9 protein-coding genes are annotated in these 12,609 nt (G+C 60.1%); 5 read left to right on the top strand and 4 right to left on the bottom strand.

The genetic code is table 11. The features are described 5' to 3' along the window. Positions 1-11 precede the first annotated feature (11 nt). Both amrS and JMV54_RS09380 read left to right on the top strand, forming a co-directional pair. The gene (gene amrS / locus JMV54_RS09385; protein ID WP_201518658.1) at positions 12-893 is read left to right on the top strand and encodes an AmmeMemoRadiSam system radical SAM enzyme; all 882 of its coding nucleotides are present in this window, start codon (positions 12-14) and stop codon (positions 891-893) included. Positions 894-917: 24 nt separating this feature from the next. Further along, entirely contained in the window at positions 918-1,817 is a 900-nt protein-coding gene (locus JMV54_RS09380; protein WP_201518657.1) for a patatin-like phospholipase family protein, read from the top strand. 41 nt (positions 1,818-1,858) lie between these two features. Here JMV54_RS09380 and JMV54_RS09375 read toward each other — a convergent pair whose 3' ends face one another. Next, a complete protein-coding gene (locus JMV54_RS09375; RefSeq protein WP_201518656.1) occupies positions 1,859-2,320 on the bottom strand; it encodes a tetratricopeptide repeat protein in 462 nt (153 codons plus the stop codon). Between the two features lie 119 nt (positions 2,321-2,439). Here JMV54_RS09375 and JMV54_RS09370 point away from each other — a divergent pair, with 119 nt between their 5' ends. Together JMV54_RS09370 and dgt are read left to right on the top strand one after the other, a co-directional pair. After that, complete coding sequence (locus tag JMV54_RS09370) at positions 2,440-3,591, top strand: pyridoxal phosphate-dependent aminotransferase (protein WP_201518655.1); 1,152 nt, start codon at positions 2,440-2,442, stop codon at positions 3,589-3,591. 81 nt (positions 3,592-3,672) lie between these two features. Further along, the gene (gene dgt / locus JMV54_RS09365; RefSeq protein ID WP_201518654.1) at positions 3,673-5,202 is read left to right on the top strand and encodes a dGTP triphosphohydrolase; all 1,530 of its coding nucleotides are present in this window, start codon (positions 3,673-3,675) and stop codon (positions 5,200-5,202) included. A 61-nt stretch (positions 5,203-5,263) separates the two neighbouring features. On the opposite strand, the gene JMV54_RS09360 is transcribed toward dgt, so the two are convergent. After that, entirely contained in the window at positions 5,264-5,959 is a 696-nt protein-coding gene (locus tag JMV54_RS09360; protein ID WP_201518653.1) for an MOSC domain-containing protein, read from the bottom strand. A 173-nt stretch (positions 5,960-6,132) separates the two neighbouring features. Here JMV54_RS09360 and JMV54_RS09355 point away from each other — a divergent pair, with 173 nt between their 5' ends. Continuing rightward, positions 6,133-6,690 (top strand): hypothetical protein, encoded by a 558-nt coding sequence (locus JMV54_RS09355; protein ID WP_201518652.1) that lies wholly within the window; start codon positions 6,133-6,135, stop codon positions 6,688-6,690. Positions 6,691-7,361: 671 nt separating this feature from the next. On the opposite strand, the gene JMV54_RS09350 is transcribed toward JMV54_RS09355, so the two are convergent. Both JMV54_RS09350 and JMV54_RS09345 read right to left on the bottom strand, forming a co-directional pair. Beyond that, positions 7,362-10,667, bottom strand: a complete 3,306-nt coding sequence (locus JMV54_RS09350; RefSeq protein WP_230972903.1) for a Cna B-type domain-containing protein — start codon at positions 10,665-10,667, stop codon at positions 7,362-7,364. Between the two features lie 430 nt (positions 10,668-11,097). After that, positions 11,098-12,609, bottom strand: a 1,512-nt coding sequence (locus JMV54_RS09345) for a YPDG domain-containing protein (protein WP_201518650.1), incomplete at its 5' end; no start/stop codon positions are given.

Below are 12,609 nucleotides of genomic sequence, written 5' to 3'. Positions count from 1 at the left end.
CGGGCACCTCGGTGCTGAGTTTTGGCACCGCCGGCTGTAATCTCGGCTGCAAATTTTGCCAGAACTGGGATATTTCGACTTCGCGCGAGATCGACCACCTCGCCGATCGGGCCACGCCCGACGCTATCGCGCAGGCAGCGCTTCGCACCGGCTGCGATTCGGTGGCGTTCACCTATAACGATCCGACGATTTTTGCCGAATATGCGATCGATATTGCTGCCGCCTGCCGCGAGCGCGGTGTGAAATCGGTTGCGGTGAGTGCGGGGTACATTTCGCCGCAGCCACGCGCCGAACTGTATGGCGCGGTTGATGCCGCGAATATCGATCTCAAAGGCTTTAGTGACGACTTTTATCGTCGAATTACGGGTGCCCGGTTGCAGACGGTGCTCGATACGCTGAGTTTTATTCGGCATGAAACCGATTGCTGGTTAGAGATCACCACGCTGCTGATTCCCGGCCATAACGATTCGGATGCCGAAATCAAGCGGATGGCAAATTGGATTGTGACCGAGCTGGGGCCGGATGTGCCGCATCATTTCACGGCCTTTCATCCCGATCACCGGATGCAAGATGTTCCGCCCACGCCACCGGCAACGCTTTCGAAGGCTCGTCAGATCGCCCTCGATGCCGGTGAGCGTTTTGTGTACACCGGCAATGTGCATGATGCCCGCGGCGGCACCACCTGGTGCCCGGGATGCGGTGCCGGGCTGATCGTGCGTGATTGGCATCGGGTGCGCGAATATCGTTTGACGGCCGACGGCTGCTGCCCGGACTGCGGTCGCGCCGTGCCGGGACGATTTGCCGAGCGGCTGGGAACGTTTGATGGCCACCGCATCCCGGTGCGGATTGCATCCCGGCGCGGTTCCCATCCCGTTGGTCGCCGGCAACCGTAACCGAGTCTTGTAACAATGTTCGCTATGACGCATTCTGACGCTCTGGCAAATACGGCGCTCATTTTTGAGGGTGGTGGGATGCGCGCCAGCTTTACTTCGGCGGTGGTGGCGCGGCTCATTGCCGAGGGGATTGATTTCCCGTGGGTGGGTGGTATTTCTGCCGGCGCGAGCTGCACCGCAAACTATTTGAGCCGTGATGCTGGCCGGGCACGCGAATCGTTTGTGGATTTGGCAGCAGATCCTCACTTTGGCAGTTGGCGCACCTGGATGCAGGGCAAGGGCCGATTTCATGCCGAATATATTTATGAGCAAACCGGCCTTCCCGGTGAGGCGCTCCCCTACGACTGGGATGCGTACCGCGCGCATCCGGCACAGTTTGCAGTCGGTGCGGTGCAGGCCGACACGGGCCGGATGGTGTACTGGGGCCGCGATGATGTGCACGATTTGCACGATCTGATGGTGCGGGTGCGTGCTTCGTCGACGCTGCCGGTGTGGATGCCCCCGGCGACGATTGACGGTCACGTGTATTTTGACGGCGCGCTGGGCCCCACGGGTGGGTTTGCGCTGGATGCGGCGAAGGCTGCGGGATTCGAACGCTTTGTGGTGGTGCTCACGCGGCCCCGCAACTATGTAAAACCGCTCGGCGGCAGTGTCACGTCGGCGGGGCTGCGGGCAATTTTTCGCCGCTATCCGGCAATTGCGGATGCGGTGGTGAAGCGTCCGCTGCGCTATAACCGCACCCGTGCCGAGCTGTTTGATTTGGAGCGCAGCGGGCGCGCCTACTTGTTTTGCCCCGAGGGGTTGACGGTGTCGAATTCCGAAACGGATGTGCGCAAGCTGCAGCGCATGTATGAGCTCGGTGGCGCGCAGATCGAGCGCGAGCTGCCGGCGCTGCGCGAGTTCCTTGTGCTACCGGCCCGGTGACTTGCTGGCCCGGTGACTTGAGCGCCCCGTAACTTGAGCGTCTAGTCGAGGTCGACCTCCGCAGCATCCGGGAATTCGATGCCCTGGGCCCGGGTGGCGAGGAACTGAAGGTATTTTTCGTCCTCCATCGCGAAGATTTCCGGCCCGGCACCCATATAGGCGCGCATCAGCTCGTCGGCGGCGCGGTCGAGATTGCCGAGCTCAAACTGTGCCTGTCCCAGCCGCAGGTGAATGAACGGGTTCCCGATCGCATCGGGGCAGTGCATGGCCGCCGAGAGCGCATTGTGCGCGCCCGCGAAGTCGCCGCGCAGCACGTGCGCGTCACCAATCGCCGCGAGAATCCAGGTGGCGGCGTTCCACTGCTGTTTCGGTTCGGGCAGCAGCGCCCAGGCGCGGTCGTATTCGGCAACCGCTTCAGCAAACTTCTCTTCTTCGGCAAGTTCGTCACCGCGAGCGCACAGCTGGTTGATCTGCTGGTCGAGGGTGTCGTCGAGTTCGGCCATGGTTCGGCTCCGTTCGGTATTGGGTTGAGCAGGTGCTTGGGTGAGTCAGTTCAGCGTCGAGTGACTTTGCATGACGCGCTCAGCATGGTTGCCGGTGTTCCTGTCAGTAGCATGAGTGCATGAGCGAGCTAGTGTCCCGGATGCGCCGGTTTGGTACGACGATTTTTGCCGAGATGTCGGCGTTGGCGGTCGAGCACGATGCCGTAAATCTAGGTCAGGGGTTCCCGGATACGGCCGGCCCGCAGCCGGTGCTGGACGCGGCGATCGAGGCGATTTCGGCGGGCCGCAACCAGTATCCGCCCGGCCCCGGCATCCCCCAGCTGCGCCGGGCGATCGCCGCACACCAGCGCCACTGGTACGGCCTGGAGTGGGATGTTGATTCGGAGGTGCTAGTCACCGCCGGTGCCACCGAGGCGCTGGCGGCCGCGATTCTGGCGCTGTGCGAACCCGGTGACGAGCTGATCGCCTTCGAACCGTTCTATGACGCCTACGATGCCGATGCGGTGCTCGCGCAGGCCACCCTGGTGCCGGTGCGGCTTGAGTGGCCCGATTTCGCGCTCGATAGTGACCGGCTCGCATCCGCCATTACGCCGAGAACGCGCGCGATTTTGGTGAACACGCCCCATAACCCCACCGGGCACGTGTTTTCGCGCGCCGAGCTGGAGCAGATTGCCGAGCTGGCGATCGCTCACGATCTCATCGTGATTACCGACGAGGTGTACGAGCATCTGGCCTTCGACGAGCATCGGCATATTCCGATGGCTTCGCTGCCGGGGATGCGTGATCGCACCATCACGATTTCTTCCGGTGGCAAGACCTTCGCCACCACCGGCTGGAAGGTTGGCTGGGTGACCGGCTCGGCCGAGCTGGTGTCGGCGGTGATGGCGGTGAAGCAGTGGCTCACCTATGTGAATGCCGGGCCGTTGCAGGAGGGAATTGCTGTCGGGTTGGCGCTGCCGGATGCTGATTTCGCGGCAATTCGTGCCCAGCTGCGATCCGGCCGTGATCTGCTGGTGCCGGCGCTTGCGGATGCCGGTTTTACGGTGGCGCCGGTGAACGGCGGCTATTTCGCGGTGGCCGATGCGGCGCCGCTGGGCGTAACTGATGCCGCGCAGCTGTGCCGAGAGTTGCCCGAGCGCATCGGGGTGGCGGCGGTGCCGCTGTCGGCGTTTTATCGCGATGCGGCCGGAGCCAAGTCGCTCGTACGGTTTGCGTTCTGTAAGCGCCCCGAGGTGCTGCACAAGGCTGCCACCCGGTTGCGGCAGCTGTAGCTCGGGTTGGGGCGCTACCAGTTCTTTCCGGGCTGAAGCTAGTGTGGCAGCAGCTGCTTTCCGATATCGCCGAGGTTGTTCATGAAGCCGCATTCCCGCACCTCTCGTCGTTTCGCCGATGCTGTTGGCGGTCACGAAATTGCTGATAGCGACACCGAGTTTCGACGCGATCTGGAGCGCATCCGGTTTTCGCCGTATTACGCGCGACTGTCGGCGGTGACGCAGGTGATTGGCCAGACGGGTGCAGGCCCGCTGGTGCACAATCGCCTGACGCATTCGTTGAAGGTCACTGCGGTGGCGCGCACGATCGCGACCCAGTTGGTTGCCGATCTTGCGCCGCTGGCTTCGACGAATCCCAAGTTTTGTTGTGATCCTGTGGTGGCGCAGGCAGCGGCTGCCGCGCACGATCTTGGCCATCCCCCGTTTGGACATTTGGGTGAGCAGGTGCTCGACCGGGTCGCTCGCGAGACGCTCGGGCTGCCGGATGGGTTTGAGGGGAACGCGCAGACGTATCGCATCATTACGGCCCTGGATGTGTGGCACGACACCGATCACGGCCTGAATCTCACCGCCGCGTCTCGTTCGGCAACCGCGAAATATCCGTGGACTGCGGCGGTGACGGTTGATGCCCCCGATGCAGTGCTGCCACCGGGGCTGCGCCGGGTTGATGGCGAGCTGGTGGTGCGGAAGTACTCGGCCTATTTTGTGGATGCAGCCGACCTTGCGGATGCGCGTGCCGGTTCAGCTGGGGTATTGCCATTGCAGCAGTCGCTCGAGGCGACGGTGATGGATATTGCTGATGACATCGCCTATTCGGTGCACGATGTTGATGATTTTTATCGGGCCGGGCTGCTGAGCCAGAGTGCGGTGGCGCGCGAGCTTGGCACCTGGCTTGAGGATGCGTGTCCGCTGCGGCATTTGAGTGGCGAGCAGCTTGGCGGTCAGCGGCAGCGTCCGGGGGCGGCGCTGGAGTTGTTGCGCCGGAAGCTGCACGCCGATGATCCGTGGATTGCTGATGATGGTGCGTTCACTGACGCGGTGCGTCTGGTTGCGGATGACCTCGTGGATGGCCTTTTGGCGGAGGATTTTGATGGTTCGCTCACCACCGAGCGGGCGCTGTCGTCGTTCACGAGCCGCTGGATTGGGCAGCTGCAAAATTCGGTGGTGTTGGCGCCCGAGAACAATCCGCGCACGGGGCTTGTGACACTGGATGTGTCGGGTTGGCATGCGGTGAATGTGCTCAAGTTTGTGCACCGGCACTTTATTTTGAACCGCCCCGATATTGCGATGTATCAGCGTGGGCTGAGTCGGGTGCTGCTGCGGATTGTGAACGGGTTAACTTCGTGGCTTGATGATCGCCATGATCGTGAGCGGGTGCCGCCGCGGCTGCGCGAACTGGTGGCGCTGGCGACTCGACAGCAGCTGGAGTTGATGGAGGATTGCCCCGAAGGCATTCCGGTGCCTGATTCGGTGGCGACGGCGCACCGGTTCGGGGTGGGGCGCGGAGTGCTCGACTATGTGTCGTCGCTTTCGGACGATCAGGCGTTTGCGCTGTCGGAGGCGATTGATGGCCGCCCCGACCGGCTGTGGGAGATCGGCCGGAGTTTGTAGGCTCCGCCGGCGCGTGCATCCGCTGACGCTTGTAGCCCCTGGCGCTGTTAGCTGGTTGCTGTTAGCTGGTGCCGAATAGTCGTGCCGAGTCGTCTTCGTATTTGCCTTCGAGTCGGCGTTCGAGCATCCCCCGCCAGCGTTCGGGAAGTTCGGGGGATGCGAGTAGTTGGTGGATGCCGGCGATATCGTCGCGGTCGACGTTCATGATGCGGTTGGTTTCAGCGACTGATACCGAGTTGTCGAGGCGTTGGATGAGCCGCAGGGTGTCTCCCTGGGCGACGGTACCGGGTTCGAGCACGCGAAAGTAAAAACCGGTGCGGTTGGTTGTTTGCATGAGCCGCGGCAGTTCTTTCATGCTCCAGCGCGCGGAGACGGTGGCGCAGGGTCGGCGCGGCTGGGTGACCTGTACGCGCAGATCGTCGAGCTGGTAGATGTCGCCGAGATGTACTTCTTGGTCGGTGAGCCCTTCGAGGGTGAGGTTTTCGAAGAGGGCTCCTTCGGGAAGTTCGATGCCGTCGGCTCGCCACTGGTCGAGGAATTCGTAGGGGTAGCAGCAGATGGCTTTGTTTGGGCCGCCGTGTACTTTGAGGTTGCCCTGTTCGTCGCCGTCGAGCCCTTGGACGCTGACGGGGATGCGCCCGTCGCGGGGTGTTTTGGCGGCGCCGGTGTTGATGGTGCGGCCGCTCCACTGCTGGGTGGTGACTTTGCCGGTACGCACTCGGCGAACTGTGCCGATGAGCGGGTGCGTTTGGGTCATGTTGTGAGTTTGTCACGGCTCGCTGGCTGCGGTCTGAGTTGGTGGTTACGCTCCCCCGTTAGCATGTGCGCATGCGATTTCAACGACGTGCTGCTCTTGTTGGGTCTTTGTTGCTGGCGTTGCCGCTGGCGGCTTGTGCGTCGGAGGAGTCAGGTGGTGATGCGGCGCCTGATTTGAACAGTGTGTCGCAGATTCCCGAGTCGTGGTTGCAGCAGACTGCGGATGGCTGGGAGTCGTCGGATGGGTATGGGCAGCAGTATCCGGTGTTGAGCGAGGGTGATTGCTTGTTGGCCGATCAGATGCCGCGCATCCTTGATAAGCGACCGCGGTTCACGGATGTGGGCTGGGGTAGTTTTGCGAGCGATGATGATGGCTATCGCTATATTTGTGATTTTTGGCGCCGGGATTTGTATGCCGGTGAGCTGCAGCTGATCCAGGCGTCGAGTGCGGCTGATGCTCAGGCGGCGTATGACGATTTTAAAAACACGACGAGCATCCCTGAGCAAGACAACACTGTTGAGACGGTGACGTCGGGAAATCTTGAGGTGCTGGTGTTGACGCGCTGGTATCCGACGAATCCGCAGGGCTATTACAGTGCGATGTATTTCGATGAGGATGCGCAGGCGCTGTTCACGATTGAAATTAATTCGCTGAGCAAAGAAAACTTTGATGCGATTTCACCGCAGGATGTTGCGGATCTGCTGGTGGGGTTAATGGCGTCGGCACAGTAGCGAGCTGTGGCCCGCCGTTGGCGCTGTTGGTGTTTCTTTTTGGCGTGGTTGTCGCGGGTGGCGAATCGTGACGTTGGTGGCAGGGTTTTGGTGATATCGGTGCCGGTTGTGCGCAGCTTGCGGTCTCGGAAGGCAGTTTCGGCGTAGGTGTGGGCGGCTTCGCTGCACAGGTTTTCGTCAGCGTTGATTGATGTGAGTTCGATTTTGAATACGACGTCGTCGTTGACGGGGGTTCGTTCGGCGCTGTGTTGACTGCGGTAGTCGGTGCAGAGGTCGAGGTAGCTGCTGCGGTAGCCTGAATGAGCCCATGGGAGCGGAGGTTTTCGTCGCCGAAAGGGTGTTGAGGGTGGTGGCGTCGCGGATTGCGCCTTCGAGGAACTCGCGTGCGACGGTGATTGATGCGGTTGCGAAGAGTGCGTTGAGGTCGCGTACTCGCTTTTGTCGGTGATGGCCCCGACGATGGTGTAGGTGTGGAGTTTCTCGCGAACCCCTATCCGCGAAGCCCTCATCATGCTCGCCTACACCGTCGAGCCAGGGCCAGAACCAATCGGCTAACAATGACAAGGGCTGGGCATGGACTTCAAAGTCCATGCCCAGCCCTTAGCCATTCCTAGTCGCGGAGGCTAACGCCGGCAGTTCATTTTAGCCCTGCGGGTTCTCACCCAGCGGCTTCACTGCTTGCGTGGTCGCCTCAACAAGAACAACCCACCGCCAAGCAACGTGACTGCAATCGCGAGGAAGCCTGCAACCTCCACACCAGTTCGGGCCAATCCCTCCTCAGGAGCCTTCGGTTTCTCCGGCGTCGGCCCTGGCGTCGGCCCTGGCGTCGGCCCTGGCGTCGGCTCAGGTGTCGGATCCGGTGTCGGCTCCGGCGTCGGCCCTGGCGTCGGATCCGGCGTCGGCTCCGGCGTCGGCCCTGGCGTCGGCTCCGGCGTCGGCTCCGGCGTCGGCTCCGGTGTCGGCTCAGGTTCACGTGTATTCGTGACCGTCACCTCGAAGACGCTACCGGCGTCTACCACCTTGACCTGCGAGGTGTAGTCTTCGACCGAGTCTTCCTTCACCGTATAGCTGACCGGCTCGTCATCGATCACGGCTGGTAGCGATTCAAACGTGTGCTTCCAGTCGTTGGCGCCAGAAAGCTCAACCTTTTCGCCCACCGGAGTGATTTCGTCACCTTGCTGGCGCATTAGCTGCACCTGCACCGATTCCGGAGTCTCCGTAAGGGCTTCGCCGTTCTCGTCCTTCCACACCTTCTCAACACGAACCTCGACTGGTGTGCGCACCGTGAACTGTGCAGAAGTACGCATCCGCAGCTTGGTGTTCTCAGCTCGGCCCACGGCCTTGTTGACAACAACATCGCCTAGCTGCGCTTGATGCAACTCAGTCTTCACCGTGATGGTCTGCGTATCCCCATACGCCAGCGGGGCTTTGGTGATAACGCGGAGCGCGGTCGCGTCCTCCTTCACGCCTTCTTCCCAGATGTCAGACGGCGTTCCGGTGCCACCATTGACCTTGGCATTCGGGTCTTCATCAATCTTAGCTGGGTCCACAGTGGTGCTGTAGACCTTCGCGCCTTCAGCACCTTCAACTCCGGTCACCTTGAGTGTGCCATCAAACTTCGAACCCTGGGAATCATCGTTTGACGGAAGCACATCGATCACGTCAGTGAGGTTTGAACGCGTCGGATCATTCGAGGTGAGCTTCAGCGTCCACTCGTTTGCTGCAACCCCGTTTCGGGTTGTTTCAACAACAGATGTTTTCACATCCTTCTTCAACGACGTGTAGCCCGCGCGCGGAACCGTCACCTTAGCTTTCGCCTTACGGGTGTGGCCCTGGCTCGATGCCGCGACCTCGTTGATGTATACAGCGCCAGGCTTCGCATCCTTAGGGAGCGTCGCCTTGTAGTTGATGACATAAGCATTGCCGTCCTCAAAGACGCGGATATTAGGTTCAACGCCATCCTTCGTCCACGTCAGAACTTGCTGGCCATTAGAGTTGGTCTTCACATCAGGTTCAACGTCCGCGGTACCCGGAACATACTCCATACCTGCCGGCAAGGTGTCTTCAATAACCACCTGGTCGTTAGGCATGTTCGCGATCTCAGATTCGAGGCCATAACGAATCGTGTATTCAGCTTCCGCACCCGGACCATACTCTGGCTGGGCGACGTCCTTGGCTACAACAGGTAGCGAGGGAACCACCCGCAAGAGGTCACGTCCTGGGCCAGCGTATGGGTAGCGGACTCCATCAGTAACCACGCCAGGGGATGCGAACCCAGGAGTAATCTCACGTTCATTGGTCACGCGGTCATAAGCAATCTTCGAGTTGATATCCATCTTCCACTCAGTGTGCGTCTCGTTAAGGACGGAAGTCCACGTCCACACGTCCGCACCGATCTCTACGTCATCGTGAATCTTCTGTTCGATCACCAGGTAGAAGTACGACTGCGGGAGCTCCGACAAGTGGCCCTTATCGCGAGGCACACGCAGCTTGACAGCCTTCACCGTCGAGAGGTCGGCAGGCTTGGTGTAGCTCCAGCCGTCCTTTTCGTCCTTCCCTTCATCAAACGGGGTTTCCGTGGTACCGCATTCGAAGAGGTTGGGGTCCTTGACCTCACCCGTGTAATAGAGGATGTCAAGGCCCTCCACGTTCTCGCCGTAGTAGACGTTCGGCTTCGCGTAAGGGTCAGCAACCACACGGGCGTCGACGAAATCGACGCGCTCAGTATCTAGGGTGTTGCAAATCCAGTTGTCAGAGAAGCCCTCAACGCGCGGAGGAGCGATTCCGGACACCGACATCACAGTAGCGCCCACGGGAGCACGCGACGTGTCAGACCATCCGATACCCGGGTATGCCTTCGGGTACTGGGACCCAACAACCCATGCACCCGTCCAGTTGCCGCGGATCATCGGGGCGCGGTTCTGGTTGTTCGACGGGTCGTCATCACTCGTCGACCCATCGACGGCGGTGTACGTCGGCGCCGATGCCTTCAGCGTCACGTTGGTCTTGGCGTTCGAATTTGGCCCGGCAACCATATACGGAACCTTGATGCGAAGCTCTCCAGCAGCGATCACCTCGCGCGGATGCTTCGGCTGAACCTGAGGCAAACGGACACCATTCGAGTCAAGCTCCGGCCGCTTCGAAACATAGTCCAGATCAGACAACGTCAATCGGAAGGTGTTCGTCTCAGGGTCAACCAGAGTGAACTCGCATGTAGGGAAGTTAGCGGTCTGCTCTTGCGGCTTACCCGGAGCTGAGTACGGATAACCAGAATGCACGCGATCAATAGGCGCGCACGCTACATCCTGCGTAGTGATTCTTTCGCCGCGGACACCATTGATCGTGATGTCATAGCTGACGCTTTCCGGGCCCGCCGCGGAACCCGTTGCATGCGCCAACGAGAACGGGAAAGACATGAACTGGTACGTGTCTGGCTGACCAGTCAACGAGCTCGGTGCACCAGCATCGAACTTGGCGTCCATGATGAACGGCGCGATGATCGGGATCTCCGGCAGCTTAGCTTCAAGACCCCGGAAGGTCGCCTTCGCAGAGACCGTTGACCCTGCTGGGCCGTCAACTTTAATGCCCGACAACACCATCTGGGCGGTACCCTCATCGCGCTCACCGATGTCACATGTCAAGGTGCGCTGATCTTCTGAAATCTCTGAAGCTCCCTTGTCTCCACTGAGACATTCAGCGGGGATCTCGCCAAAGTGCGCGTTCTCCACTGTGACAGCCAGGAGGTTGTCAGTGGTCGGTTCATTGCCTGGCGCTGGCGCCGAATCGTTGATATCCAGGTGCCACACCATAGAAAGTACATCGAGACCCGAGGTGACCGTCTCGGGTTGGTCCTTCCACACACCTTCTAGCTCGTACGCTTTGGTGCCACCGCTATTATCGACGCTGCCAAAGGCATAAACCGCTTGCGATGCGAAAACCATGATGACCGCGATAAACGCGGGGAGAATTGTGAACAAGGTTCGACATGTTGAACGGTTCCTGTGGATTGGCCGTGCCATCAGCCACACCCTTTCTGTTGTCTGCTAAGAATCGCGCTGAAGAAGCCGTCTGTTACCGTAGAAAACTCTCCAGCAACGTGATCTCACCACACGCAGGACTAATAGTAATTACACTGCAGAGTTATCGCTAGGTCGCTGTGGCTAGATTTAGGGGTTTGTTCGACTGGGCTTCAGTACCGAGCACTATGCGCACACCGCTCCGACCTGTCACGCCGCATGAATGCAACACAACTACCGCCAGCGGCAATCACATTGACACCGATAACCCGCGGTGTGGATCCGGTCGGGCGCCGAGTATTTGCCCGCACTCCCCCGGAAACACTTGCGGGGTGGAACCGCACTGCGATCCCACCCCACAAGCTATACCGATACGTTACCGGTCAGGCGATTAGTTCTCCTCACCTGCGCGGCGACGGCGCGTGAACGCGAGGCCGAGGCCTGCTGCGATCATCGCGGCTGCAATACCGGCCACACCAGCAACCTGTGCACCCGTCTGAGCGAGTCCACCTTCCTGGATGACCTTCTTGCCACCGTCAGCCTCTGCCACCACAAAGTGTGCGGTCGCAGTGTCAGTGCTGCCATCGGGGTAGGTGAAGTTCACCTTGATGTCAGCGGTCTGACCAGGCTTCGCGTCCTTGCCGGGAACCACAATCAGCTTGCAGTTCTCACCAATGGTGACGTTCCAACCAGCCGGCACAGTGCTCGTGTCGAGCTCGCACTTGGTGCCCTCAGGCAGGTCGCCAGGCGTCAGCGGGATCTCGGTCTTCTCACCAGGCTTACCCGTGCTGTCAGGGTATTCAGGCTGGTACTTGTCCGAGTCCTTGCCCTTGTCGCCAGGGGTCGGCTGTTCGACCTCAACGACTACACGGTCGATCTCGTTGTCGTCCTTGTCCTTGACGATGACAACGATCTTGTCACCAGGCTTGGCGTCTTCATCGATATCGACAATCAGGTTGCCGTTGTCATCGATCTCAGCCTTACCAGGGCCTTCCGTCTCAACGGTGGTGCCTTCCGGCACGTCGCCACCGGTGTTCGGGATCTCAACCTTGTCGCCAGGCTTACCCTTGTCGTCCTTCCAGTCAGGCTGCTCAGCCGGAGCATCCGGCTGCTCAACGGTGACAGTCACGTCAACGTTGTCCTTCGAACCATCCGGGTAAGTCACCACAACAGGAACAGTGATCTTGTCACCAGGCTTCGCATCCTCAGGGATGGTCACCGTGATCTCACCAGTGTTCTCGTCGATAGTCACACCATCAGGAGTGTTCTCACCAGGAGTGAACTTGGTGCCCTCAGGAGCAGTGGTCGGGTTACCGTCCTTGTCCTTGAACTCAGGCTTCTCAACCTTGACGTCCTCACCCGGCTTACCCGAACCATCCTCATAACCAGGCTCGAACTCATCGCTCTGCTTGGTGTCAGGAGCGTCAGGCTGCTCAACCGTAACCGTCACATCGACGTTGTCCTTCGAACCATCCGGGTAAGTCACCACAACAGGAACAGTGATCTTGTCACCAGGCTTCGCATCCTCAGGGATGGTCACCGTGATCTCACCAGTGTTCTCGTCGATAGTCACACCATCAGGAGTGTTCTCACCAGGAGTGAACTTGGTGCCCTCAGGAGCAGTGGTCGGGTTACCGCCCTTGTCCTTGAACTCAGGCTTCTCAACCTTGACGTCCTCACCCGGCTTACCCGAACCATCCTCATAACCAGGCTCGAACTCATCGCTCTGCTTGGTGTCAGGAGCGTCAGGCTGCTCAACCGTAACCGTCACATCGACGTTGTCCTTCGAACCATCCGGGTAAGTCACCACAACAGGAACAGTGATCTTGTCACCAGGCTTCGCATCCTCAGGGATGGTCACCGTGATCTCACCAGTGTTCTCGTCGATAGTCACACCATCAGG

It is taken from the genome of Gulosibacter hominis (assembly GCF_904842695.1).
Taxonomy (GTDB): domain Bacteria; phylum Actinomycetota; class Actinomycetes; order Actinomycetales; family Microbacteriaceae; genus Gulosibacter; species Gulosibacter hominis.
The sequence above is the reverse complement of the archived record's forward strand: the minus strand, read 5'-3'. Positions and strand labels throughout refer to the sequence as shown.